Origin of the sequence: Rhodococcus mengyinensis, assembly GCF_048381435.1 — a bacterium.
In the GTDB taxonomy this organism is placed as follows: Bacteria; Actinomycetota; Actinomycetes; order Mycobacteriales; family Mycobacteriaceae; genus Rhodococcus_F; species Rhodococcus_F opacus_D.
The window spans coordinates 19,284-42,709 of the sequence record NZ_JBLWIT010000098.1 but is presented as its reverse complement, the minus strand read 5'-3'; the positions used below and the strand labels follow the sequence as shown (position 1 = coordinate 42,709).

The 23,426-nt window shown below is 67.8% G+C and carries 27 protein-coding genes; 13 read left to right on the top strand and 14 right to left on the bottom strand.

From position 1 onward, the window contains the following. Positions 1–1,383 (top strand): FAD-dependent oxidoreductase (locus ACNJ7E_RS19000; RefSeq protein WP_418340696.1); only part of this gene is annotated, 1,383 nt, incomplete at its 5' end. 53 nt (positions 1,384–1,436) lie between these two features. Here the strand turns inward: ACNJ7E_RS19000 and ACNJ7E_RS18995 are convergent. Next, complete coding sequence (locus tag ACNJ7E_RS18995; protein WP_280780344.1) at positions 1,437–2,006, bottom strand: TetR/AcrR family transcriptional regulator; 570 nt, start codon at positions 2,004–2,006, stop codon at positions 1,437–1,439. 106 nt (positions 2,007–2,112) lie between these two features. Here ACNJ7E_RS18995 and ACNJ7E_RS18990 point away from each other — a divergent pair, with 106 nt between their 5' ends. After that, positions 2,113–2,868, top strand: coding sequence for an amidohydrolase family protein (locus ACNJ7E_RS18990; RefSeq protein WP_105415221.1), 756 nt, complete (start codon positions 2,113–2,115; stop codon positions 2,866–2,868). Between the two features lie 15 nt (positions 2,869–2,883). Here the strand turns inward: ACNJ7E_RS18990 and ACNJ7E_RS18985 are convergent, their stop codons facing one another. The 5 genes from ACNJ7E_RS18985 to cobF form a co-directional block, all read right to left on the bottom strand. Then, positions 2,884–3,645 carry a hypothetical protein gene (locus ACNJ7E_RS18985; protein ID WP_280780345.1) on the bottom strand — a complete coding sequence of 254 codons (762 nt, stop codon included), beginning with the start codon at positions 3,643–3,645 and terminating at the stop codon, positions 2,884–2,886. Positions 3,646–3,743: 98 nt separating this feature from the next. Next, entirely contained in the window at positions 3,744–4,226 is a 483-nt protein-coding gene (locus ACNJ7E_RS18980; protein WP_283336339.1) for a DUF456 domain-containing protein, read from the bottom strand. Next, complete coding sequence (gene purT / locus ACNJ7E_RS18975; RefSeq protein ID WP_418340695.1) at positions 4,223–5,434, bottom strand: formate-dependent phosphoribosylglycinamide formyltransferase; 1,212 nt, start codon at positions 5,432–5,434, stop codon at positions 4,223–4,225. The genes ACNJ7E_RS18980 and purT overlap by 4 nt, the downstream gene beginning before the upstream one ends. Positions 5,435–5,472: 38 nt before the next feature. After that, positions 5,473–6,339, bottom strand: coding sequence for an Fpg/Nei family DNA glycosylase (locus tag ACNJ7E_RS18970; protein ID WP_418340694.1), 867 nt, complete (start codon positions 6,337–6,339; stop codon positions 5,473–5,475). A gap of 55 nt (positions 6,340–6,394) precedes the next feature. Beyond that, the gene (gene cobF, locus ACNJ7E_RS18965; RefSeq protein ID WP_418340693.1) at positions 6,395–7,135 is read right to left on the bottom strand and encodes a precorrin-6A synthase (deacetylating); all 741 of its coding nucleotides are present in this window, start codon (positions 7,133–7,135) and stop codon (positions 6,395–6,397) included. 85 nt (positions 7,136–7,220) lie between these two features. Between cobF and ACNJ7E_RS18960 the strand changes: the two genes are divergently transcribed. From ACNJ7E_RS18960 to ACNJ7E_RS18935, 6 genes are all read left to right on the top strand, one after another. Continuing rightward, the gene (locus tag ACNJ7E_RS18960; RefSeq protein WP_280780349.1) at positions 7,221–8,021 is read left to right on the top strand and encodes a thymidylate synthase; all 801 of its coding nucleotides are present in this window, start codon (positions 7,221–7,223) and stop codon (positions 8,019–8,021) included. After that, the gene (locus ACNJ7E_RS18955; RefSeq protein WP_280780350.1) at positions 8,021–8,527 is read left to right on the top strand and encodes a dihydrofolate reductase; all 507 of its coding nucleotides are present in this window, start codon (positions 8,021–8,023) and stop codon (positions 8,525–8,527) included. Before ACNJ7E_RS18960 ends, ACNJ7E_RS18955 begins: the two co-directional genes overlap by 1 nt. Before the next feature lie 72 nt (positions 8,528–8,599). Next, positions 8,600–8,998 (top strand): hypothetical protein, encoded by a 399-nt coding sequence (locus ACNJ7E_RS18950; protein WP_280780351.1) that lies wholly within the window; start codon positions 8,600–8,602, stop codon positions 8,996–8,998. Positions 8,999–9,070: 72 nt separating this feature from the next. Further along, a complete protein-coding gene (locus ACNJ7E_RS18945) occupies positions 9,071–9,397 on the top strand; it encodes a cupin domain-containing protein (protein ID WP_087559051.1) in 327 nt (108 codons plus the stop codon). A 150-nt stretch (positions 9,398–9,547) separates the two neighbouring features. Then, positions 9,548–9,787, top strand: a complete 240-nt coding sequence (locus ACNJ7E_RS18940; RefSeq protein ID WP_280780352.1) for an SLAC1 family transporter — start codon at positions 9,548–9,550, stop codon at positions 9,785–9,787. Beyond that, positions 9,784–10,509, top strand: coding sequence for an SRPBCC family protein (locus tag ACNJ7E_RS18935; RefSeq protein ID WP_280780353.1), 726 nt, complete (start codon positions 9,784–9,786; stop codon positions 10,507–10,509). Before ACNJ7E_RS18940 ends, ACNJ7E_RS18935 begins: the two co-directional genes overlap by 4 nt. Before the next feature lie 12 nt (positions 10,510–10,521). Here ACNJ7E_RS18935 and ACNJ7E_RS18930 read toward each other — a convergent pair whose 3' ends face one another. Beyond that, complete coding sequence (locus ACNJ7E_RS18930; RefSeq protein ID WP_280780354.1) at positions 10,522–11,145, bottom strand: Tat pathway signal protein; 624 nt, start codon at positions 11,143–11,145, stop codon at positions 10,522–10,524. Positions 11,146–11,262: 117 nt separating this feature from the next. Here ACNJ7E_RS18930 and ACNJ7E_RS18925 point away from each other — a divergent pair, with 117 nt between their 5' ends. Beyond that, positions 11,263–12,909, top strand: a complete 1,647-nt coding sequence (locus ACNJ7E_RS18925; RefSeq protein WP_280780355.1) for a sensor histidine kinase — start codon at positions 11,263–11,265, stop codon at positions 12,907–12,909. A gap of 8 nt (positions 12,910–12,917) precedes the next feature. Here the strand turns inward: ACNJ7E_RS18925 and ACNJ7E_RS18920 are convergent, their stop codons facing one another. Continuing rightward, positions 12,918–13,553 carry a response regulator transcription factor gene (locus ACNJ7E_RS18920; RefSeq protein WP_280780356.1) on the bottom strand — a complete coding sequence of 212 codons (636 nt, stop codon included), beginning with the start codon at positions 13,551–13,553 and terminating at the stop codon, positions 12,918–12,920. Between the two features lie 172 nt (positions 13,554–13,725). On the opposite strand from ACNJ7E_RS18920, the gene ACNJ7E_RS18915 reads away from it, so the two are divergent. Then, entirely contained in the window at positions 13,726–14,589 is an 864-nt protein-coding gene (locus ACNJ7E_RS18915; RefSeq protein WP_418340692.1) for a nitroreductase family protein, read from the top strand. Positions 14,590–14,630: 41 nt separating this feature from the next. Here the strand turns inward: ACNJ7E_RS18915 and ACNJ7E_RS18910 are convergent, their stop codons facing one another. The 4 genes from ACNJ7E_RS18910 to ACNJ7E_RS18895 form a co-directional block, all read right to left on the bottom strand. Then, positions 14,631–15,716: an alpha/beta hydrolase family protein gene (locus ACNJ7E_RS18910; protein WP_418340691.1), complete on the bottom strand. Its 1,086-nt coding sequence runs from the start codon at positions 15,714–15,716 to the stop codon at positions 14,631–14,633. A 59-nt stretch (positions 15,717–15,775) separates the two neighbouring features. Next, positions 15,776–16,666, bottom strand: coding sequence for a universal stress protein (locus tag ACNJ7E_RS18905; protein WP_280780359.1), 891 nt, complete (start codon positions 16,664–16,666; stop codon positions 15,776–15,778). 49 nt (positions 16,667–16,715) lie between these two features. Continuing rightward, positions 16,716–17,756, bottom strand: coding sequence for an LLM class F420-dependent oxidoreductase (locus ACNJ7E_RS18900; protein ID WP_011595049.1), 1,041 nt, complete (start codon positions 17,754–17,756; stop codon positions 16,716–16,718). 72 nt (positions 17,757–17,828) lie between these two features. Beyond that, positions 17,829–18,713 carry a universal stress protein gene (locus ACNJ7E_RS18895; protein WP_105415249.1) on the bottom strand — a complete coding sequence of 295 codons (885 nt, stop codon included), beginning with the start codon at positions 18,711–18,713 and terminating at the stop codon, positions 17,829–17,831. Positions 18,714–18,961: 248 nt separating this feature from the next. Here ACNJ7E_RS18895 and ACNJ7E_RS18890 point away from each other — a divergent pair, with 248 nt between their 5' ends. Together ACNJ7E_RS18890 and ACNJ7E_RS18885 are read left to right on the top strand one after the other, a co-directional pair. Continuing rightward, positions 18,962–19,438: an RrF2 family transcriptional regulator gene (locus ACNJ7E_RS18890; RefSeq protein ID WP_280780360.1), complete on the top strand. Its 477-nt coding sequence runs from the start codon at positions 18,962–18,964 to the stop codon at positions 19,436–19,438. A 1-nt stretch (position 19,439) separates the two neighbouring features. After that, positions 19,440–20,621 (top strand): globin domain-containing protein, encoded by a 1,182-nt coding sequence (locus tag ACNJ7E_RS18885; protein ID WP_280780361.1) that lies wholly within the window; start codon positions 19,440–19,442, stop codon positions 20,619–20,621. Positions 20,622–20,639: 18 nt separating this feature from the next. Here ACNJ7E_RS18885 and ACNJ7E_RS18880 read toward each other — a convergent pair whose 3' ends face one another. Next, a complete protein-coding gene (locus tag ACNJ7E_RS18880) occupies positions 20,640–22,148 on the bottom strand; it encodes a glutamate-cysteine ligase family protein (protein ID WP_005254223.1) in 1,509 nt (502 codons plus the stop codon). Between the two features lie 118 nt (positions 22,149–22,266). Between ACNJ7E_RS18880 and ACNJ7E_RS18875 the strand changes: the two genes are divergently transcribed. Continuing rightward, positions 22,267–22,527 (top strand): hypothetical protein, encoded by a 261-nt coding sequence (locus tag ACNJ7E_RS18875; protein WP_005251602.1) that lies wholly within the window; start codon positions 22,267–22,269, stop codon positions 22,525–22,527. A gap of 4 nt (positions 22,528–22,531) precedes the next feature. Here the strand turns inward: ACNJ7E_RS18875 and ACNJ7E_RS18870 are convergent, their stop codons facing one another. Next, positions 22,532–23,320: a M23 family metallopeptidase gene (locus ACNJ7E_RS18870; RefSeq protein ID WP_280780362.1), complete on the bottom strand. Its 789-nt coding sequence runs from the start codon at positions 23,318–23,320 to the stop codon at positions 22,532–22,534. Positions 23,321–23,426: the final 106 nt, after the last annotated feature.

Genomic DNA, 23,426 nt, shown 5'->3' with positions numbered 1-23,426 from the left:
CAGACACGTCCGTTGCGCGTTGCGATCGTGGGTGCCGGCCCCGCCGGTATCTACGCAGCCGACGCTCTCATGAAATCCGATGCCGCGTCTGACGGCGGGATCAGCATCGACCTCTTCGAGCGGATGCCTGCCCCCTTCGGTCTGATCCGGTACGGCGTCGCACCCGACCACCCGCGCATCAAGGGCATCATCACCGCCCTGCACAAGGTGCTCGACAAGCCGTCGGTGCGCCTGCTGGGCAACATCGACTACGGCAGCGACATCACCCTCGAAGACCTGCACAATTTCTACGACGCGGTGATCTTCTCCACCGGTGCCAACGCCGACCGCGCCCTGGGCATCCCGGGCATCGAACTGGACGGCAGCTACGGCGCCGCCGACTTCGTCTCCTGGTACGACGGCCACCCTGACGTCCCGCGCACCTGGCCCCTCGAGGCCGAGAAGGTCGCCGTCCTCGGTGTCGGCAACGTCGCCCTCGACATCGCCCGCGTCCTCGCCAAGACCGGCGACGAACTGCTGCCGACGGAGATCCCGGCCAACGTTTACGAGGGACTCAAGGCCAACAAGGCCGTCGAGGTCCACGTGTTCGGTCGCCGCGGACCGGCGCAGGCCAAGTTCACCCCCCTCGAGCTGCGTGAACTCGACCACTCGCCGACGATCGAGGTCATCGTCGATCCCGAGGACATCGACTACGACGAGGGCTCCGAGCAGGCGCGCCGCAACTCCAAGCAGGTCGACATGGTCGCCAACACCCTGCAGGACTGGGCCATCCGCGACGTGGGCAACCGTCCGCACAAGCTGTTCCTGCACTTCTTCGAATCGCCCACCGAGGTGCTCGGCGAGGACGGCAAGGTCGTCGGTCTGCGCACCGAGCGCACCCAGCTCGACGGCACCGGCAACGTCAAGGGCACCGGCAAGTTCAACGACTGGGACGTGCAGGCCGTGTACCGGGCGGTGGGCTACCTGTCGCAGAACATCGCCAAGCTCCCGTTCGACGAGCAGGCCGGTACCGTCCCGAACGAGGCCGGACGCGTCATCGCCGACGACACCGCCGAGGGCAACGACCGGTTCATGCCCGCCACGTACGTCACCGGGTGGATCAAGCGCGGCCCGGTCGGCCTGATCGGCCACACCAAGGGCGACGCGAACGAGACCGTCGCGAACCTGCTCGAGGACCGGTCCGGTTTCGCCGAGCCCGCCAACCCGTCCGAGGACGCGATCATCGAGTTCCTCGAGGGCAAGCAGGTCCCGTACACCACCTGGCAGGGCTGGTACCGCCTCGATGCGCACGAGCGCAGCCTGGGCGAGCCCGAGGGCCGTGAGCGGATCAAGGTCGTCGAGCGCGAGGACATGCTCAAGGCCAGCGAGCCCGACAAGGCCTGATCTTTCGAATCGGTGTGAAGGGAACCTCCTGCGGGAGGTTCCCTTCCGTCGTCTCAGGCCAGGTGTGACGACAGCGCCCGCAACGCCGTGAGCAGTTCCTCGGCCGACATCGCATGGTCGGGGTCCACCAGCCACTGCTCCGCGACGCCGAGCAGCAGTGCCTGGTAGAGAGCGCCCAATGTGTGTGCCCGGCCGGGCTCGATGCCCGCGTCACCGAACAGTTCGACCAGCCCTTCGCGGGCGTCGGCCGTCGACGCCACCAGGTTCTTTCTCAATTCCGGCAGGGAGTCCAGGTGCCCGAGCAGTTCGAACTGCAGCATCCACAACCGACGATGGGCGGTGAACGACTCGATGACCCCGGTCCAGATGGCTTCGAACCGTTCCGTCGAACTCATGCCGGGTTCGATCTTCTTCGCGGCGGCCGTCGCGAGGTCGTCACCCCAGCGCTCCATCTCCCGGTACAGGGCGGCGTGGAGCAGCGCCTCCTTGGTGCCGAAGTGGTAGCCGATCGCCGCGAGGCTCACCCCGGAGGCCGACGCGATGTCCCGGGCCGTCGTCCGCGAGTATCCCTTGTCGTACAGGCTGCGCGCGGCGCCGTCGATCAGGTCTTCGCGATTTCCCATGACCTCACCCTAAAGAGTCTCAGACGTATGTGTAGGACGCTTGTACCAGCACTCGCGCACCGCTCCGCCACGCAACGTGTCCCCCGCACAAGGCAGGATATAGGTCGTGTTTGACGCCCATGTTCACATCATCGACCCCCGGTTCCCGGTGGTCGAGAACCACGGCTACCTGCCGGAGCCGTTCACCATCGCCGACTACCGGGCGCGCACGGAAGGCTTCGGCGTGGACGGCGGCGCGGTCGTCACGGCCTCGTACCAGGGGACCGATCAGAACTACCTGAAGGCGGCGCTCGCGGAGCTCGGCCCCAGCTGGGTGGGCGTCACCCAGATGGAACCCGACGCCACCGATGAGAGCATCCTCGAACTCGACCGCGCCGGCGTGCGGGCCCTCCGATTCAACCTCCGGCGCAGCGCGACCGACGTGAAGCTCCTCACCAAGCAGGCCCTGCGCGCGTACGAGCTGGCCGGCTGGCACGCCGAGTTCTACGTGGACGCCACGCTGCTGCTGTCGCTCGAGCCGGTGTTCGCAAAACTCCCCGCCGTGTGCATCGACCACCTGGGGATGTCGACACGGGGCCTGCCGTACCTGCTCGACCTCGTCGACCGCGGAGTTCGGGTGAAGGCAACCGGGTTCGGGCGGACCACCATCGAGAACGTCGGCGACGTGCTGCGCAAGATCCACGCCGTCAACCCCGAGGCGCTGATGTTCGGCACCGACCTTCCGGGTAGTCGTTCCCGAAGAGTGTTCCAGGACAGCGACATCGACATCGTCGCGGACGCGGTGGGTGACGACTTCGACGCCGTCATGGGCGGCAACGCGCGCGCCTGGTACCGCTGCGACGCTCCCGGAGGGGCCTGCTAGCACGCAGGACCCGTGTCAACACCCTTCCATCTGCACACTGTTCATCGACACCATCTCGGCCACCGGCGGCGTCTGTGGCTGCGCCACCAGCCACATGTTGTAGTTGTTCATCTCGTCGCAGTCCAGCTGTTCGCGGCGTTCCTGCCGCCGCTCACGCTGCCGATCGTCCATGTCGTCGTCGTTCCGGTCGACCGCGATGGCACCGGTGCTCGATCCGTTGGCCTGCCGTTCGAGCCCCCGGACGCCGTCGGCGGTCATGATCCAGCCGAGGGTGTAATCGGCGCCGTCGTGGTTGGTGGTTGCCCGGAACATGCCTTCCTCCGCAGCAGCCGGATGGGCCACGAATGCCTTGTCGGGCATGCCCGGCGCGCTGACCTGCCCCGTCACGGTGCCGTCACTCATCGACGCGGTGAGTGTCGCTCCGTCCGGCGACGACAGCGACGCCTTGTCGCCGTCCATGGTGCCGGTCATCCACGTCCACATCTGGTCTCCGTCGCACAGGAAGGCGATCATGTCGTCCCCGGACCGGGCCAGCGCGATATACGCGTCGGATCCGTCGACCGCACCGACGTAGGTCGGCTCCATCTGTGGGGTCATCACGAAAGGTGACGGAACCTTCTCCATCATGTTCGACGCGGGCGCCGCTTCGCCGCTGCTCGTGGCGGCGGCGCTGGTCGTGCTCGGCGCCGCCGAGTCGGACGAGTCGTCGCCGCAGCCGCTCAGGGAGAGGGCCACGGCAGCGAGGGGCGCCAGGATCCAGGTCGTCTTCTTGTTCACGGCGTATTCCTCCGCTGGCCGGGAAGATCAACATCCGCATTTCATCATCGCAGGTGGAGGACCCTTCTGGATACCCCTCGGCGACGATTGCGAGCGACCTACGTCGCGGCCACCGCGGCCAGCCACACACCGGAAGCGATCAGGGCGCCGAGCAGTTCGATCAGCATCGACAGCCCGACGGCCTTGCAGGCGTGCCACGTCGACGCCCACGCCCGGTTGTGCGCACGCAGCCGGTAGAGCTCGGCCACATACGTTCCCGCGATGAAACCGAGGAACAACCCCACCACGGGAACGACGAAGAACCCCACGATCCCGGCCAGTCCGCCGACGATCAGCGACCGGCTGGGAACCCCGGCCGTGCGCATCCGTTTACCGGGCCAGGTGTATTTGACGACGCCACTGATCACGAGGAACACCGTTGCGACCGCGAACACCGTCCACGCCGTCGCGCCACCGGTCATGATGGCCCACACCAGGATTGCCGCGAAGATGAGGATCGTTCCGGGCAGGATCGGGATGACGATTCCGACGAGCCCGATGACGATGGCCAGGCCGACGAGGAGTTCGGCGCCCGGACTCACGCGACGGGCTCGACGCGGGAAGCCGCCTCCCGCGCGCGGCTGCGCGCGGTCTCGACGTCCGGCCCCGTGGACACGGCGACGCCCATCCGCCTGCGGACGAAGCTCTCGGGCTTGCCGAACAGGCGGAGGTCCGTCTCGGGGACCGCCATCGCGTCGGCGACGCCCTCGAAGCCGATACCGGTGGCGTCGACGCCGCCGTAGATCACCGCGGACGCACCGGGTGCCGTGAGGGTGGTGTCGACGGGCAGGCCGAGAATGGCGCGGGCATGCAGTTCGAATTCCGAGAGTCGTTGTGTCCGAAGGGTGACCAAGCCCGTGTCGTGCGGTCGCGGACTGACCTCCGAGAAGTAGACGTCGTCGCCCTTCACGAACAGTTCCACACCGAAGATCCCGCGCCCACCCAGCGCTGCGGTCACCTTCTCGGCCACCTCCCGCGACCGGGCGAGTGCCGCGTCGCTCATCGGTTGCGGCTGCCACGACTCCACGTAATCGCCCGAGTCCTGCAGATGCCCGATGGGCTCGCAGAAGAAGGTGCCCACCTCGCCGTCGGCGCCGATCGCCCGGACAGTGAGCTGAGTGATCTCGTAGTCGAAGTCGACGAACCCCTCCACGATGACGCGGCCGTAATTGATGCGGCCGCCCGCGAGCGCGTACTCCCAGGCCGTCTCGACTTCGCCGGCGCCGCGCACCGTGGACTGCCCCTTTCCGGACGACGACATCACCGGCTTGATCACGCAGGGAAAGCCGATGCGCTCGGTGGCCGCGCGGACCTCCTCGAGCGATTCGGCGAACTCGTAGGGCGACGTCGGCAGCCCCAGCTCCTCCGCCGCGAGGCGCCGGATCCCCTCACGGTTCATCGTCAGCTGCGTCGCCCGCGCGGTGGGGATGACCACCGCGGCGCCGCGCTCCTCGATCGTGGCCAGCGCATCGGTGGCGATCGCCTCGATCTCGGGGACCACGAAGTGGGGGCGTTCCTCCTCGACGAGACGCAACAGCGCCTCCGGGTCGCTCATGTCGATCGTGTGCGCGCGGTGCGCCACCTGGTGGCCCGGCGCGTTGTCGTAGCGGTCGACGGCGATCACCTCGACCCCCAGCCGCTGGAGGGCGATGATCACTTCCTTGCCCAGCTCACCCGACCCGAGCAGCATCACGCGCGTCGCGCCTGCCGTCAGAGGTGTACCGAACCGTACGGGTGCCTGTTCACGCATGGTCACAACTATATGCGGGCACCGTTTCGCGCCGACGCCTACTTCAGCAGCCGCGACATCCGGCGGTCGGCGAGCACCTTGCCTCCGGTCTGGCATGTCGCGCAGTACTGAAAAGACTTCTCCGCGAACGACACTTCCCGAACAGTGTCGCCGCAGACGGGACAGGGGAGGCCGGTCCGGGCGTGCACCCGCATCCCGGATCGCTTCTCCCCCTTCAGCCGCGCCGCATCCTGGCCGAGCGACCTCTGGACGGCGTCGCTGAGCACCGACCGCATCGCGTCGTACAGCACGTGCACCTGGTCTTCCGGCAGAGTGCGCGACGTGGCGAACGGGGAAATCTTTGCGGTGTGCAGGATTTCGTCGGAGTACGCGTTGCCGACGCCGGCGAGCAGCGACTGGTCGACGAGCGCATTCTTGATCCGCGCCGACGTGGTGGACAGCAGCGCCGCGAACTCGGGTTCGGTGACGGCGAGGGCGTCGGGTCCGAGCCGGGCTATCCCCTCCACCTCCTGCGGGTCGTGCACCACCCACACCGCGAGCCGTTTCTTGGTGCCCGCCTCGGTGAGGTCGAACGCCGGCGTCGCGCCCTCCGGGGTGAAGAAGTGCACCCGCAGCGCCAGCGGACCCTTCCCCGGTTTCGGCGGCGCCGCCGACGGGTTGTCGGTCCAGCGCAACCAGCCCCCACGCGAGAGGTGGGTGACGAGCCACAACCCGGAACAATCGAGTGCGAGGTGCTTGCCGAACCGGGTCGCGCCCGTCACGTCGCGACCCTGCAGGTCGGTGATCGGGGGGTCGAACGTCTTGAGCACGCTCAGGGCCGCCACGTCCACTCGGCCGACGACCGCTCCCACGGCATGTTCACGCAGGAACTCGGCTAACGCCTCCACCTCGGGCAGCTCGGGCATGGTCCCAGGCTAACGGTAGGTGAGCGCCGAAGTGTGCTCCTCCACGCTTTCTCACTCACCTGCGGAGGAGATAGGTGTCCATGATCCAGCCCTTGCGGTCGCGCAATGCGGCGCGCACCCGCTGGATCTCGTCCTCGACGTCGCGCAGGCGACCGGAGATCAGCACCTCGTCGGGTGTGCCGAGGTAGGCACCCCACCAGATCTGGACGTCGTCGCCGGGGACCTGGGTGAACGTGCAGTGGGCGTCGAGCATGACCACGGCGTTGTCGACACCGTCGGGCAGACCCTCGGCCAGTCGCCTGCCGGTCGTGATGTGCACGGGTTCGCCGATCCGGTTGAGCACGATCCGGTGCTGCGCGGCCAGCGACTGCACGCTGGTGACGCCCGGGATCACCGAGTAGTCGAACGACACGTTGCCGCGGGCGAGCACCCGCTCGACGATCCGCAGCGTGCTGTCGTAGAGAGACGGGTCACCCCACACGAGGATCGCCCCGACCCCCGGCTCGGACGCGAACTCGGCCTCGAACAGCGCCGCCCGGCGCTCGTGCCAGTCGTCGACCACGCCCTCGTAGTCGGACGGCGTGCGGTCGCGGGGCGGATCGACGATGTCCACGACGCGGTACGGGCCGGCGACGTGCTCCTCGAGGATCGTGGTGCGGAGATCGACGAGGTCCTGCTTCTCGTCACCCTTGCCGATGACGAAGAACACATCGGCCTTGTTCATCGCCTTGATCGCCTGGACCGTCACCTGGTCGGGGTCGCCGGCACCGATGCCGATCACGAAGAGTTCACGCATGGGCGAAGGCTAGCGCTCGTGCGCCTTTCCGGTTGTTCCAGCTACCGAAAAGGCGCACGGGCGCGGAGCGCCTAAACTGGACGCCGTGACTGTGCCGACCCCGTATGAAGACCTGCTCCGACTCGTCATGGACACGGGCACCCCGAAGGCAGACCGCACCGGGACCGGCACGAAGAGCGTCTTCGGTCATCAGATGCGCTGGAACCTCGCGGACGGGTTTCCGCTGATCACCACGAAGAAGGTGCACCTCAAGTCGATCGTCTACGAACTGTTGTGGTTCCTGCGCGGCGATTCCAACGTGAAGTGGCTCCAGGACAACGGCGTCACGATCTGGGACGAGTGGGCGGACGCGGACGGCGAACTGGGCCCGGTGTACGGCGTGCAGTGGCGCAGCTGGCCGACCCCGTCCGGCGAGCACATCGATCAGATCACCCAGACCATCGAGACGCTGAAGTCGAACCCGGACTCGCGTCGCATCATCGTGTCGGCGTGGAACGTCGGCGACATCCCGCAGATGGCGCTGGCGCCGTGCCACGCGTTCTTCCAGTTCTACGTCGCGGACGGCAAGCTGTCGTGCCAGCTGTACCAGCGCAGCGCCGACCTGTTCCTGGGTGTGCCGTTCAACATCGCGAGCTACGCGCTCCTCACCCACATGGTGGCGCAGCAGGCCGGGCTCGAACCGGGCGACTTCATCTGGACGGGCGGCGACTGCCACATCTACGACAATCACGTCGACCAGGTCACCGAGCAGTTGAGCCGGGAACCGTTGCCGTACCCGAAGCTGAAGTTGAACAAGCGGGATTCGATCTTCGACTACACCTTCGAGGACGTGGAGATCGTCGACTACCGGCACCACCCCGCCATCAAGGCGCCGGTGGCCGTCTAGTGGCGGCGCGGCAGGTCAAGCTGGTCTGGGCCCAGGGCGTCGGCGGCGTCATCGGCCGCGACAACACGATCCCGTGGCACGTCCCCGAGGACATGGCGTATTTCAAGAAGGTGACGCAGGGTCACCCGGTGATCATGGGCCGCCGGACGTGGGACTCGCTGCCCCCGAGGTTCCGGCCCCTGCCCGGGCGGCGCAACATCGTGATCAGCCGTCAGCCCGACTGGACTGCGGAGGGTGCCGAGTCCGCCGACGGGCTCGGCTCCGCGCTCGCGCTCACCGACGAGGACGTCTGCGTCATCGGCGGCGCCCAGATCTACACGGCGGCAATGCCGTTCGCCACTCAACTGCTGGTCTCCGAGATCGACGTCACGATCGACGGCGACGCCTGGGCACCTCCGATCGACGACTCCTGGCACGCGCAGGACACCGGTGAGTGGCTCACGTCGGCGAAGAACGGCACCCGCTACCGGTGGATCACCTACACGCGAGCATTACCTGCGAGGTAATTGAGAGCATTCGGCTTCGGCGCGAGTCTGAGTGACGTACCCGTTCACCCGTCTCACGTGAGGACCGCCGACATGATCGCCGCACTCGAAACCCGCACCGCTCTCTCCCCACTGCGCCTCGCCCTCCGCGTCGACGCCGTCGTCACCGGCGCCAACGGCGTCGCCTACCTCGCCGCCGCCACCGTGCTCGACGACGTCCTCGGCCCGACAGCCGGCTTCCTGCGTGCCATCGGCGTCTTCCTGATCGTCTTCACCGCTGGGGTGTGGGCGGTGAGCCTGCCGGCCCGCCCTTCGCCGGCCGCGGTGGACGCCGTCGTCCTCGCGAACGTCTTCTGGGTGGGCGCGAGCGTGGCCCTGGTGCTCACGGAGTGGCAGCACCTCACCACCGTCGGCGTCGTCTGGGTGCTGCTGCAGGCCGTGGTGGTCGGCGCGTTCGCGGCGGCCCAGGGCTGGGCCCTCATCCGGCGCTGAACGACCCCTTTGCCGCCGCACCGTTACCCCATTCGACGGGTGACGGTGCGCGCAGTGGTTCATACTCACCTCATGGACAAGAAGTCACTGACCGCCCTTGCCCGTCAGCAACTGAAGTTGGCAGGCGGGACGTCCAGCGGCCGCAGTTCGCAGACCGTGTACGGCGGGCATCGGCGCAGCCTCCGACAGACCGTCATCGCCTTGGCCGCGGGTCAGAAGATGGCGGAACACGAGAGCCCGGGCGAGGCCACCCTGTTCATTCTCAGCGGCAAACTGAACCTCGTGGCCGGCGAGGACTCGTGGAAGGGTTCCACCGGCGATCTGCTGGTTCTTCCGACTGATCGGCACAGCGTCGAGGCGATCGAGGACGTCGCGTTCCTGCTCACCGTCGCCATGTGACGGTCGTACTCGATCGTGTCGAGGAGTCCGTTCGAAGCCTGAACCCGGGCTATTTCAAGATCGTGATGGCCAGCGGCATCATCTCGGTGGCATGAACCTGGGCGGGTTCGACCTGATCTCGACCGATCGTGGCGTCACGTCGCGAACAAGGTGCCGCTGCGCTACGACACCACCGTGTGGAGCATCGTCTTCCCACTCGGCATGTACGGGGCCGCCGGCATCTACCTGGGGCGTGCGGACCATCTTCCACTCGTCGGTATCGTCGGTAGTGCCGAACTGTGGTGTGCATTCACCGTGTGGTGCGTGGCGTTCGTCGTCATGGTGGTGCATCTCTGGCGGTCGGTGGTGCATGTCGGACCGGCAACAGTGACGACGCAGGAGAACGCGTGACCGAACCCCAGCCCGTGATCGAGGTGTCCGTCGCTGCGGCGCCGTCGGTGGTGTGGCCTGCCCTGCGCGACCCGGAGTTGATCCGGCGCTGGCACGGCTGGGACTACGCCGGCCTGGCCGACGAGATCAGGGAAATTTACTTCGACGACGTGAAAGAGGACGCCGCCGCCTTCACTCTGGCCCTGAACGGCGCCGACAAGTTCAGCCTCCACGAGCACGAGGGCACCACGCTGGTGCGGATCACCCGCCCGCCCCGCAGCGGCGACCCCGCCGCCGACGACTGGTACGACGACGTCACCGAGGGCTGGACCACGTTCCTGCAGTTCCTCAAGTTCGGCATCGAGCGGCACGGACTCGACGAGCGTCGCACGCTGTTCCTCGAAGGCCCGGTCGCGGAGGGTGATTCGGCGCGGCATCTGCTCGGCCTCGACAAACTCGAGGGAATGACGGTCGGCGATCATTTCACCGTGGTCGCCGAGACGGGCGATCTGCTGCACGGGGTCGTGTGTTTCGTGGGCGAACACCAGACCGCGGTGAGTGTCGACGACCTCGGCCCGGGACTGTTGCAGTTCGGCGAGCAGCCCGTCAACGCGGCACGCCCCAACGGCGGTGCGCAGATCCTGCTGGCGGCCTACGACCTGGACGACGAGGAGTGGGCCGAACTCGAAGAGCGCTGGAGAGAGTGGTGGCAGGCCCGGCCGGGAGCCGAACCTGCCTCCTGAGTTCTCGAACGGTCAGGCGAGCACGGTGCCGAGGGTGGGCCACCAGATCGTGCTCTTGACGACGTTCGGCCCCACCTGGTGGTTCAGCGAGCCGTACACCGCCGCCACGACCAGACCGCTGCCGAGCCCGGCGACCGGCGGAGAGGAGACGACCGTGGGAACCGCGACGTTGTTCTGGTCCAGCTTCACGATGCCGCTGGCACCGGTGGCGAAGCTGTAGTAGACGACATCGAGTTCGGCACCGGTCTGGTCGTTCGCGATGACGCCCGGTCCGCCGAAGAATCCGAAGCGGAACTGGTTGCTCATGTTGGTCGCCACGCCCGCGCCGTACAGCTGTCCGAGGACCGGACCGCCCTGCCCGGTGTCGGAGTACGCGGGGATCTGGAAGATCTGGCCCGGGAGGGCGATGTTCGTTGCCGCGGTGTCGGTCGGCGACGCGGCGAGTCGCTCGAGGGCGGCTTCGGCCTCGGGGTTACCGGCGGCGACGGTGCGCAGCTTCGCGATCGCGGTGGCCGGGTCGACGACGGGGGCGGAATCTGCGGGCTGCGCCGATACGACACCGGTGAACATCATCGTCGCTGCCACTGCAGCGGTCAGACCTGCCGCGACCAGTCGTCCGAAGTGCCGTCGATTCATTCTTCTTCTCCCTCGTCACGTCAATGGGTAAGCATTAGTTCGAATGAGTAAACACTCGAGCCCTTATCGACGCCGCGGTTCGCGGCGTTACGCCGCCTCCGGACCTATGCTGCAGACATGGGAGCGGACGGCGGGCACGAGGCGAGGATCAGTGAGTTTCGGGAGGGGCTCGCCGACGTGGTCCCCACCCGCCGAAGTCTGCAGCGACTGTTCGAGGCGGTCCTCGTGGTCGGTTCGGGACTCGAGCTGGATTCCACCCTGCAGCGCATCGTCACTTCGGCCACGTCCCTGCTCGACGCCCGGTACGGTGCGCTCGGTGTCCACGCCCCCGACGGGGGGCTGTCGGAGTTCGTCTACGAGGGCATCACGCCGGAAGAGCGTGCGCACATGGGCCATCTGCCCGAAGGCCTCGGTCTGCTGGGACTGCTGATCCACGACCCCCGCCCGGTGCGCCTCGCCAACCTGGCCGATCACCCGGGGTCGATCGGCTTCCCGCCCGATCATCCACCGATGAGGAGCTTTCTGGGCATGCCGATCATGATGCGGGGCAAGGTTTTCGGGAGCATCTATCTCACCGAGAAACTCAGCGGACCCGAGTTCACCGACGAGGACGAGGTGATCCTGCGCGCGCTCGCGACCTCGGCAGGTGTGGCGGTGGAGAATTCGCGGCTGTTCGAGGAATCGCGGACGCGGGAGCGGTGGTTGACGGCCGTCGCGGCGATCACGTCCCGGCTGATGGTCGGCGGATCACTCGACGAAACACTCCACACACTCGCCGCCGAGGTACGCGAACTGTCCAGCGGCGACGAGGTCTTCATCGTCGTCACGCTCGGCGAGGGCGCGGTGGTCGGCGCGGACAGCACGGTGCGGCCGCTGCGCAACAGCTTCCGAATCGCCACCCAGGCCGAGCCGTTCGCCGAAGTGCTGCTCTCCCGCACTCCCGCACTGCTGACGGGTCTCGACGGTCTCGCACCGTTCTCCGCCGAGGCGGGCCGGGCCGCGGTGCTGCCGTTGTCGACGGCGTCGGGGGTCGGCGGGATCCTGGTGGTCACGGCGCGCGGCAACACCGCGTGGGATCCGGACGAGGTCGCCCGACTCGAATCGGTGGCCGACCTGGCTGCCGTCGCGGTGGAATTCTCCGATCAGCAGAGCAAGCAACGCCTGCTGTCGGTGCTCGCCGACCGCGACCGGATAGCGCGTGACCTGCACGACAACGTCATTCAGCGATTGTTCGCCACCGGCATGAGCCTGCAGAGCACGCACGCGGTCGGGGACGTTCCAGAGGGCGTGCGCTCCATCGTGGCCACCGCGGTCGAGCAACTCGATCGCACGGTGCGCGAGATCCGCACCACCATCTTCGATCTGCAGGCCACCGGGATCGCGTCCGCGACCAGTCTGCGCCGTCGTCTCCTCGACGTGATCGGCGACCTCACCTCCCAGTCACCGATCGCGCCGAACGTCCAGTTCTCGGGCGCCATCGACACTCTCGTGCCCAGCCGCATCCACCAGCACGCGGAGGCGGTGCTGCGGGAAGCCCTGAGCAATGCGCTGCGGCACGCGCGGGCCACCACCATCGACATCTCGGTGGCCGCCGGGGACGACCTCACCGTCACGGTCGCGGACGACGGCATCGGGATCGCCGACGGCGTCCGGCGCAGCGGACTGGACAACCTCGATCGGCGTGCCGAGCACTGCGGCGGCACCTGCACCGTCGACGCCGAGGGCGGCGGAACCGTCGTCACGTGGCGGGTTCCGTTGACGTGAGTAAGAAGTCAGCGCTGGTTGCGTAGTTCGGTGGCCAGCACGGCGGCCTGCGTGCGTCGTTGCATCCCGAGTTTCGACAACAGCCGTGACACATAGTTCTTGATCGTCTTCTCGGCGAGGAAGAGCCGCTCGGCGATCTCCCGGTTGGTGAGCCCCTCGCCGATCAATTCGAACACGGCGCGTTCCTGCTCGGACAGTTCCGCCAGGGGGTCTTCCCGGCGCGCGGACCTGATCCGGTTCATCAGCGCCGACGTCGCCCTGCTGTCGAGCAGCGAACCGCCCTCCCCCACCGTCCGCACGGCGGCGACCAGGTCGGTGCCGAGGATCTGTTTGAGGACGAATCCGGACGCGCCTGCCATGATGGCGTCGAACAGCGCCTCGTCGTCGGAGTACGACGTGAGCATCAGGCACCGCAGTTCGGGCAGGGACGTGCGGAGGTCCCGGCACAGTTCGACGCCGTTGCCGTCGGGCAACCGGACGTCGAGCACGGCGACGTCGGCGCCGCTGCCCGGGATCCGTGCCATCGCCTCGCCGACGGACGCAGCCTCCCCGACGACCGCGAGGTCGGGCACGCTGCCGAGTAGATCGACCAGGCCTCGTCGCACGATCTCGTGGTCGTCGACCAGGAACACCCGCGTGGTCATGTCTGCACCTCCACCGTCTTCTCCTCGAACCGTACCGCGCCGGCGACCGGTGCCCACCCCTCCGGGACCTCCCTCTCGCGCATTCGGGACCTTCGACCCCAGCGCAGGCGGCGCGGTGCGCGGGAGGCTGAGCCTGCGGGGGAACACCCGGACACGACAAGTGGAGGTCGCGATGAACAGCTGGTCGCTCAGTGACATCGAGGTGGTCTCCCGCGCCATCGTCTCGGCCCCGTCGGTCCACGACACCCAGCCGTGGGATCTTCGGCTCGACGGCGGGTGCGCGGAGGTCACGGAGCGTCGCGGTTTCACGGACACACCACGCGCCGACCGCGTGATCTCGTGCGGTGCGGGTGTCGCGAACGTGGAGCTCGCGCTGCGGGCGCTCGGCAAGAAGATCGAGACCGACCTGCTGCCCGATCCGCGCAGACGCGACCTCGTCGCCACCGTTCGGGCCGTGGGCACAGCTTCCCCGTCCAGCACCGAGCTGAGGCTGTTCTCCGCGATGGCCCGCCGCCGGAGTCATCGAGAAGCGTTCGCCGACATACCGGTTCCCGCAGAAACCATCGCCGACATCGTCGCCGCGGCGGAGATAGAGGGCGTCCGCGCTCGGCTGCTCGCCGCGGACGAGGCGCCCGCGCTCGCCGACGTCCTTCTCTATTCCGCCGACCGGGTTCGGCAGGATCCCAGCCACCAGCGCGACCTCTTCCCGTGGACGTCGCACTGGCTGCCGCAGGGCGGTCACGAGTCGGTCGACGCGATCCGCCCCGTCGTCACCCGCGGCGTCCGCGACTCGGCACGGCTCGCCGCGGCCATCGAGAGCGAGACCGTCCTCGTGTTCGTATCGGACACGCAGGAGTCGATCGACCTGGTCCGCACCGGAATCGCGGTCGAACGAGCGTGGCTGACCGCCGTCGACGCCCGGCTGGGCGCCTCCATTCTCTCCCACCCGCTTCGCGTCGACGACTCGGCGCATCGGCTGGCACGCCGACTCGACGTGCCGGGTCATCCCCAACTGATTCTGCGAATCGGCTACTAAGGCATGCGCAACTTCCGCCGCGGCGAACGCGCCGCGTCCTGCTAACGCACCTCGAAGACCAGTGGGTACCGCGACGCGGCGTCGTCGAGTTCGGGTGCCGGAGCCTCCTTCAGGAAGCGGTCGAACATTCCCGCCACGAGGTGGTTGGTCGTGTCGACCACCTCCTGGCGGGGAGCCGTGCCGAGGCTGAAGCCGGCGGGCACGTCCATTCCGGGAGGATCGGGGATCGCCTGCGGGACGTAGTGCTCGGCGTCGGTGAAGCTGAAGTGCCCGGTGTCCCGGAGTGCGTAGACCTTGCTCCAGGACCGGGGGGTCGCAAAATACAGTCCCCAGAACCTGTCCCGGCCTTCGGGGCTCTCGGCGTGACGCGAGTTGAGCACACTGAGCAGTGGGGTGCCGGGATCCTGGGAAACGATCGGGCTCGCCGTGTTCGCGTACAGGAGCGCTCCGTCGACATTGACCCCGGCGTCCACCCGCGGATCGTCGAGGAGGACCTGGGTGGTCGTGGCTCCGCCGATCGAGTGACCGAACATCCCGATCCGTTCGGGATCGACGGCCTCGGAGAGGCCGTCCGGCAGCAGCCGGCCGATCCCGTCGGGGTCGTCACCGCGGGAGAGGGATTCGACGGTGTCGACGACGAAACTCGCGTCCTCCACCCGGGTGTCGAGCGCCTTCTTCTGGGTTTCCGCGGAGTACGGGTCGGTGATCTGCGACGTGACGACGCGGCCGTCCGGGAACACCGTCGCGAGGGCCTCACCCGTGTGGTCCATGCCGATCACCACGTAGCCGCGGCTCGCGAGATCCTCGGCGGCGATCGTGTACAGCGTCCGCGGCACATAGAAGCCCGGCGAGAAGAGGATCACGGGAAGCGAGCGGGTTCCGCCCGCGGCGAATCCGGCAGGATAGGTGACCGTCACCGGGATGGATCGCGCACGGCCCGGCGTCCACGGATCGTCGCGATCGTGATCCACCAGTTCGAGTGTGCTGACACCGACGTTCGAATCGCTCGCTGGCAGGCGCAGCAGCGTGCCCGTGTCGGCACTCGCCGTCGCCGGCTGGACCGAGGCCACTGCGCCGAAAACCACTGCGCCGGCGACCAGTCCCCGGAGTATGAGGGTTGCCTTCACTCGAACCTCCTCTGCGAAGTCGAGCGAAGGCTACCGCACAGTCGTCGTGATCGGGGGCGCTAGCTTTCCGGCCGGACGATCATCACCGGGCAATCCGCGGTGTGGAGCAACGCATTGCTGGTGGAGCCCAGCAGCATTCCCTTGAAGCCACCCCGGCCGCGGCTGCCGACCACGATCAGCTGCGCCTTCTCGGCGAACTCGCTGAGCACCCGCACCGGACGGTCCCGCGCCACGATGCGTTCGACCGTCACGTCGGGATACCGCTCCTGGTATCCGGCGAGGCGCTCCGACAGCACCACCTCTTCACCCGTCTGGATGCTGCTCCACAGCGGGTCCTCCGGGCTGGCGCCGAGCGACGGCTGCACACTGACATCGCTCCACACATTGACCGCGACCAGGCTCGCTCCGCGGGCGGCGGCCTGCTCGAACGCCACTTCCACCGCCGCCTTGCTGCTTTCCGAGCCGTCGACGCCGACCACGATCGGCCCCTCCGTGGGCGGCTGCCCGTCCATGGTGCGCCCCCGCACGACCACCAGCGGGCAATGGCCGTGCGCGGCGACTGCGGAGGTGGTGGAACCGACCAGCAGACCGGTGAACTCACCGTGCCCGCGCGAACCGAGCACCACCATGTGCGCGTTCGCGGAGAGCTCGATAAGTGTCTGACTCACCTTGCCCTCGTGCTGTTCGGTGGTGATGTCGAGCGGCTCGTCCACCGTCTGCTTGGCATGCACCCGCGCACTGCCCAGCCGGGCCTTCGCCGTGTCCTCGAGTTCTTCCTTGAAACTCTCGGCCAGGTACGGCTCGGTGTAATAGAAGGCAGGAATGTGCACCACTGTCACGATGTGCAGCGGGAGCGACAGGGCGGCGGCGGCGCGAGCGGCCCACGCCACTGCGGCCGAGGCCGCCTCGGATCCGTCCACACCCACGACGATCGGCTTGATTCCGGTCATGGTCACCTTTCCTGATTCTTCCGGCTGGGCACTGCTGGGGTTTGCGGGGCTACCCGCAGATCTTGCGGAGCTTCTCGACCAGCGCGACTCGTCCCGCACGATCCGCGGCGAGCGGGGTGACGGTGAGCGTGGTGACCCCGGACTCGGCGAAGGCGGCCACCCGCTCCGCGACGTAGCTCTCCGGACCGATCAGCGACACGGCCCGCACCAGATCGTCCGGCACCGCGGCGGCGGCCTCGTCCTTCTTGCCCGACAGGTAGAGGTCCTGGATGGTCTCGGCTTCCTTCTCGTAGCCGTACCGGACCGCGAGGTCGTTGTAGAAATTCTTGCCCTTCGCGCCCATGCCGCCGATGTACAGCGCCAGGCCCGGGCGGACCCAGTCGAGCATGTGCTCGACGTCGTCGCCGATGGCGAGGGCGGGCGACGCGAAGACCTGCAGCTCACCGAGGCTCGGGTCGCGCTTCGCCTTGCCCTTGGCCAGCGGCTCGCCCCACACGCTCGCCGCCTTCTCCGGGTGGTAGAAGATGGGTTCCCAGCCTTCGGCGATCTCGGCGGTCAGCTCCACGTTCTTCGGTCCGAGCGAGGCGATGACGATCGGGATGCGATCACGCACAGGGTGGTTGATGATCTTCAGCGGCTTGCCCAGCCCGGTGCCCTTCTCGGCGGGCAGCGGAATCTGGTAGTACTTGCCCTGGAACTCGACCTTCTCGCGGCGCCACACCTTGCGGCAGATCTCGACGACCTCGCGGGTGCGCCCGAGCGGGGCGTCGTACTTGACGCCGTGAAAGCCCTCGATCACCTGCGGGCCGGAGGCGCCGAGGCCCATCACGAAGCGTCCGTCCGACACGAAGTCGAGGCCGGCCGCCGTCATGGCGGTCAGGCTGGGCGTGCGGGTGTAGATCTGGAAGATGCCCGACGCAAGTTCGAGTGTCGTGGTCTTGGCGGCGAGGTAGCCGATCTGGCTCACCGCGTCGAACGAGTAGGCCTCGGGCACGAACGCGATGTCGAGCCCGGCTTTCTCCAGGTCGGCGACCTCGTCGACCGTCTCGGCGAAACCGCCGCTGTAGTTCAATCCCATACCTATGCGCACGTCGTTCCCCAATCCTGGCGTTATCTGCAACCTGTTCCTGCGTCAACCCAGACACTACTGCGAACAATCGCGTCAGGGACGTGCAGGCCTCACGACGACTACCGGGCAATGCGCACCACCGACCAGGCTGTTACTGGTCGATCCGAGCAGCATCCCCTTGAATCCTCCGCGCCCACGGCTGCCGACCACCAGCAGTTGCGCCTTCTTCGACCACTCGAGCAGTCGCGCCCGCGGATTGTCGATGTACACCTCCCGGGTGACCCGCACGTCGGGGTACTTCTCCTGCCAGCCGGCGAGGCTCTCGGCGAGAACGGCGTGTTCGTCCTCCTCGAGTCCCTGCGGCACCAGGGCCGCGGCCCGCGGGTCCTCGAACGCTTTCGGTCCGAGGTCACTCCAGACGTGGACGGCCACCAACGGCGCATTCCGCAGCGACGCCTCCTGGAAGGCCACCGAGATCGCCCGCTCACTGGTGGGGCTGCCGTCGACGCCGACCACGACGGGTCCGCCTGCATGGGCGTCGCCGCGGACCACGACGACCGGGCAGTGCGCGTGGCTGGTGACGTTGATCGCCGTGTTCCCGAGCAGTGCGGTGGCGGCCGCTCCGGACCCGGACGCGCCGACGACCACGATCCGGGCGTTCTCGGACAGGTCGACGAGCCACTGGGCGCTGCTGCCGATCGACAGTTCGGTGTGGACGTCGATGATGGGATTGACCGCGAACGCCTGCTCCTGCGCTTCGGCGAGAATCGCCTTGCCGCTGGCCTCCACCCACTCGTACACGCCGCCCGAATCCATGTAGGGACCGCCGAACCCGTACGGGGCGAAGTCGAGTGCGTGGATGATCTTCAGGTTCAGTCCACGTTCGGTGGCCAGTTCGGCGGCCACCCGAACAGCGGACTTCGAGGTGTCCGATCCGTCGACACCGACGACGACGCTGTTGCGGTCCCGTGTGCTCATGACTTCACACTATCCCCGGCCTCCGTTTCGCGTCTGCCGCCCTTCGCCTTTCGACGAGGGACTTAAGTCCCCACCAACTCGGGCTCTCCGCCCGTAGCCGTGGGCCCCGACTTCGACGATGATGAGAAGGTGGGGTCCTGTGCCCTATTCGAATCCTGCTGGGCCACTGCACTTTCCGACCAGATCCGCCTGAGCGACGTCGGTCACAAATTTGGTATTCGGAATGCGAATTAAAGTACGTTCGGGTCATGCAACTCACACAGTTCACCGACCTCGGACTGCGGGTGGTCATGCGACTGGCCGTCGCCGGGGAGGGCGAACGACCGGGAAGCCGGGCGATCGCCGAGGAACTGTCGGTGTCGTACACCCACGCCGCCAAGGTCATTACCCGGCTGGGTGAACTCGGCATCGTGGACGCACGCCGGGGACGCGCGGGCGGTCTGGCCATCACCGAACTCGGGCGCACCGCGTCCGTCGGCTGGCTCGCCCGCCGACTCGAAGGCGATGCGGAGGTCGTCGACTGCGACGGCGCCCAACCGTGCCCGCTGCGATCGGGCTGCCTGCTGCGGTCGGCGCTGCGACGCGCGCAGAACGCGTTCTTCGAGTCGCTGGACGCCCTCACCATCGAAGACCTCACCCGGTCCCCCACCGGAACCGTGCTGCTCACCCTCCCACGCGTAGCCGCCGCCACAACTTCCCAGATTTCTCGAACGATCGGAGAATGACATGCTCTCGCCCACCTCGACGGACGTCATCCGCGCCACCCTGCCCGTGGTCGGCGCCGCGATCTCGGACATCACGACGCTGTTCTACCGCAAGATGTTCGACGCGCACCCCGAACTCGAACGTGACCTGTTCAACCGCGGAAATCAGAAGCAGGGCGAACAGCAGAAAGCGCTGGCCGGGGCCATCGCCGCGTTCGCGGCCCTCCAACTCGAGCCCGATCAGGCGCGCGTCGACCTCATCCTGTCGAGGATCGCGAACAAGCACGCCTCACTGGGGATCGAGCCCGCGCAGTACGCGATCGTGCACACACACCTGTTCGCGGCCATCGTCGAGGTCCTCGGCGACGCCGTCACTCCCGAGGTCGCTGCGGCCTGGGACGAGGTGTACTGGCTGATGGCGGAGACCCTGATCGCGATGGAAGCCGGGCTGTACGCCTCGGCGGGAGTGGCGGTCGGCGACGTGTGGCGGGACGTGCGGGTCCGCGAGCGCCGCCACGAGTCCGCCGACACGGTCTCGTTCGTGCTCACTTCCCTCGACGACTCGCCGCTTCCGTCGTTCGCTCCGGGGCAGTACCTGTCCGTGGCGGTGCACCTGCCGGACGGCGCGCGCCAGATCCGTCAGTACAGCCTGTCGTCGGCCCCGTCGCGCGGTGACTGGAGGATCTCGGTGAAGCGAGCGGGCGAGGTGTCGAAATTCCTGTACCAGAACGTCTTCGAAGACGACATCGTGACGGTGTCGACGCCGTTCGGCGATCTCGTCCTGCAGGACGACGACGCGCCGCTGCTGCTCGTGTCCGCGGGCATCGGGTGCACGCCGATGATCGGGATGCTCAGCCACCTCGCCGACACCGAGGACAGCCGACCGATCTCGGTGCTCCACGCCGACCGGTCCGCCAGCAGTCACGCGCACCGCGCGGAGCTGACCGAACTGGTGGAACGTCTGCCGTTCGCGGTGATGCACCGCTGGTACGAAGACCTGGGCGCCCGCCGGCCCGAGGGCAGCCTGCGGGAGGGACGCGCGGACCTCGGCGAGGTCGCGATCGCGCCCGGCACTCGCGCCTACCTGTGCGGTCCGTTGCCGTTCATGCTCGGAATGCGGGAGGCGCTCCTCGCGAAGGACGTGCCCGCCGAGAACATCCACTACGAGGTGTTCGGCCCCGACAGCTGGTCGGCCACCGTGTGAGAGCCACGGCGGCTTCGTTCACACCGGCCAGGTGTGGACGGGGCTGCCCTCACGCATGTTCTCCACGTACTGACGCAACATGGCGGCCAGGGCTTCCGGGCGGCTCAGACCGGCGTTCTCGTGCCGGACCACCTGCGCACGCTGCCACGACGCCCCCGTCTGCCGGGTGACGCATCGGCCCTCGATGACGCTGAGGTAGCGGTCGCGGGCCTTCGCGGACAGCCCGAACGCGGCGAGCCCCTCGTCGGCGATCGGCAGCAGCCGCCGCAGGACGAGCTCGTCGGCGCCCGCGAACCCCACACCGGGCCAGTACAACTCGGCGTCCATACCGTACTTGGCGCCCGCGTGCAGGTTCTCCTCGGCCGCGTTGAACGACATCTGCGACCAGACGGGCCGATCCGATTCGACGAGCCCGCGCAGCGCGCCGTAGTAGAACGCGGCGTTCGCCATCGTGTCGAGCACCGTCGGGCCCGCGGGCAGCACCCGGTTCTCGATCCGCAGGTGCGGCTTGCCGTCGTCGCTGTCGTACACCGGGCGGTTCCATCGGTAGATGGTGCCGTTGTGCATCTGCAGTTCGCTGAGGTCCGGTACCCGGCCCGCGTCGAGTTCGGCCGACGGGTCGACGTCGGAGACCTCCGGCAGCAGCGCCGGGAAGTATCGGGAGTTCTCCTCGAACAGGTCGAAGACCGACGTGATCCATCGTTCGCCGAACCACACACGCGGCCGCACACCCTGGTTCTTCAGCTCCAGCGGCCGCGTGTCGGTGGCCTGCTCGAAGATCGGGATGCGCGACTCGTGCCACAGCGCCTTGCCTGCCATGAACGGTGCATTCGCGGCGAGGGCCACCTGGGCACCGGCCAGGCACTGCGCGGCGTTCCAGTGCGCGGCGAATTCGTCCGGCGCGACGCGCAGGTGCAACTGCAGCGACGTGCATGCGGCTTCCGGGAGCACCGAATTGGCGTCCACCTTCAGCTGTTCGGCGAGCCGGCCCTCGAGCGGCACACCCTCGAGGTCGAGTTCGATGTCCTCCCCGCGCGCGGCGAAGATCTGATCGTTGAGCTGCTCGTAGCGGGGATTCGCGGTGATCCACTCGCGGCCGAGGTGCTCGAGTTGCAACGTCGGGAGCATGCCCACCATCACCAGCTGGGCGTCGTGTCCGTGGATCCGCGCGTCGGCGACGTGCAGCGATGCCCGCAGGGTGCGTTCGAGCTCGAACGTCCCCTCACCGATCAGGGGACCCGGCCGAACGTTCATCTCGACGTTGAACTGACCGAGTTCGGTCTGGAACACGGCGTCGTCGTCGATCGACTCGAGGACTGCGAGATTGGACATCGCGGGCGTCATGTCGGCATGGACGAGATTGAACTCGATCTCCATGCCCAGCATGGGTCTCGGCGGGTCGACCTCGTCGACGAACGCTCCCTCCCGCAGCATCCTCTCGAGCGCGTCGACGCACATGAGCACCTTCTGCCGGAACAGGCGCCGGTCTTCTCGGGTGAATGTCCGAGACGTCACTTCGCGACCCATACCACTCCCCAACTGCGCGTCGAACTGCGCTCACGGGGGAGCATATCCGTTCATCCCGCGCGAATGCGGGATGGCGGGCTAACCTCGAACCAGACGCTGGTGAGCGGAAGGACTTGAGATGACGCCTGATACCGACTCCAAGAAGAAACCAGAGTTCTCCGTGGGCACGCGCGTGAAAACGCGGCATTCGGCCGATCACGAACTGGCCGAGAAGAAGTGGCCCCTGGAGGCCGGCGTCATCGTCGACGATTTCGCCGGCGTCCAGGACATCAGCAACGATTCGTACGGCCGCGACTGGGCCGTCTCACGCCGCTGGGCGATCGCCCTCGACAGCGGACCACTCGTGTTCCGCAACGACGACGACCTCGAGCCGGAATAGGCCCTTACGCGTTGGCGCCTGCGTCGCCCCAGGTGACGGCCACGCCGCGGTCCTGCAGCCAGCGCCCCGGATCGACCTTGTTACCGCTCGCGTCGTGTACCTCGAAGTGCAGGTGCGGTCCGGTGGATTGGCCGCGGTTACCGACGTGGGCGATCTCCTGCCCGGCGGTGACGCGCTGCCCCACACTCACGGTGTAGTCGTTGACGTGTCCGTAGACGGTGACGGTGCCGTCGTCGTGCAGCAGACGCACCCACAGTCCGAAACCGGACGCCGCGCCGGCGTCGATGACCTGACCGTCGGCCGCCGCGAGCACCGAGGTGCCGATGGGCGCCGCGATGTCGATGCCGCCGTGGTGCGCTCCCCAGCGGGAACCGAAGTTGGAGGTCAGCTTGCCCGACACCGGCTGAACCGCGTGCGGCTTGACCGGGTTGACGTTGGACAGCCACTGCTGCGCCTGAGCGCCGAGGTCCGGGCCGCCGAGGTTCTGGGCGGCGGCACCGAGGTCTGCGGGCAGTTCGAAGCCGGCGGGAAGGACACCGGCCGGGATCTCGAACGGCACACCCGGCAGCGTCTGCGCGCCGCTCGTCTCGTGGGAGTCGACGGGGGCGGCAGCAGCGTTTCCGGCGCCCAGCTGGGCTGCGCCGACCACGATGGCTCCGGTGGCGGCCGCAACAGTCGCGGCCTTGATGCCCACACCCGCTCCGGTCTGCTGGTTGCGATGGCGTCCGCGCGCCGTGTCCGGATCGATCTCGAAGCGAACGGAAGACCCGTTTGCCCGGTGGTGGGAACCCACAGTGAATACCTCGTCAGTCGTCGGATTGCAGCTCTCCCCGTCCGGGGTGGGCTCCTCTGTCTGGCGACGAATGTAACAAAACGATATAGGTCCGCGCCACCGTTAC

Bases quoted from the DNA above. Each gene is read 5' to 3' on its own strand.
- ACNJ7E_RS18890 (WP_280780360.1), top strand. From the start codon at position 18,962: ATGCAACTCACACAGTTCACCGACCTCGGACTGCGGGTGGTCATGCGA.
- ACNJ7E_RS18915 (WP_418340692.1), top strand. From the start codon at position 13,726: ATGAACAGCTGGTCGCTCAGTGACATCGAGGTGGTCTCCCGCGCCATC.
- cobF (WP_418340693.1), bottom strand. From the start codon at position 7,135: ATGCGTGAACTCTTCGTGATCGGCATCGGTGCCGGCGACCCCGACCAG.
- ACNJ7E_RS18885 (WP_280780361.1), top strand. From the start codon at position 19,440: ATGCTCTCGCCCACCTCGACGGACGTCATCCGCGCCACCCTGCCCGTG.
- ACNJ7E_RS18905 (WP_280780359.1), bottom strand. From the start codon at position 16,666: ATGACCGGAATCAAGCCGATCGTCGTGGGTGTGGACGGATCCGAGGCG.
- ACNJ7E_RS18945 (WP_087559051.1), top strand. From the start codon at position 9,071: ATGGACAAGAAGTCACTGACCGCCCTTGCCCGTCAGCAACTGAAGTTG.
- ACNJ7E_RS18925 (WP_280780355.1), top strand. From the start codon at position 11,263: ATGGGAGCGGACGGCGGGCACGAGGCGAGGATCAGTGAGTTTCGGGAG.
- ACNJ7E_RS18875 (WP_005251602.1), top strand. From the start codon at position 22,267: ATGACGCCTGATACCGACTCCAAGAAGAAACCAGAGTTCTCCGTGGGC.
- ACNJ7E_RS18995 (WP_280780344.1), bottom strand. From the start codon at position 2,006: ATGGGAAATCGCGAAGACCTGATCGACGGCGCCGCGCGCAGCCTGTAC.
- purT (WP_418340695.1), bottom strand. From the start codon at position 5,434: ATGCGTGAACAGGCACCCGTACGGTTCGGTACACCTCTGACGGCAGGC.
- ACNJ7E_RS18950 (WP_280780351.1), top strand. From the start codon at position 8,600: ATGATCGCCGCACTCGAAACCCGCACCGCTCTCTCCCCACTGCGCCTC.
- ACNJ7E_RS18970 (WP_418340694.1), bottom strand. From the start codon at position 6,339: ATGCCCGAGCTGCCCGAGGTGGAGGCGTTAGCCGAGTTCCTGCGTGAA.
- ACNJ7E_RS18930 (WP_280780354.1), bottom strand. From the start codon at position 11,145: ATGAATCGACGGCACTTCGGACGACTGGTCGCGGCAGGTCTGACCGCT.
- ACNJ7E_RS18880 (WP_005254223.1), bottom strand. From the start codon at position 22,148: ATGGGTCGCGAAGTGACGTCTCGGACATTCACCCGAGAAGACCGGCGC.
- ACNJ7E_RS18895 (WP_105415249.1), bottom strand. From the start codon at position 18,713: ATGAGCACACGGGACCGCAACAGCGTCGTCGTCGGTGTCGACGGATCG.
- ACNJ7E_RS18920 (WP_280780356.1), bottom strand. From the start codon at position 13,553: ATGACCACGCGGGTGTTCCTGGTCGACGACCACGAGATCGTGCGACGA.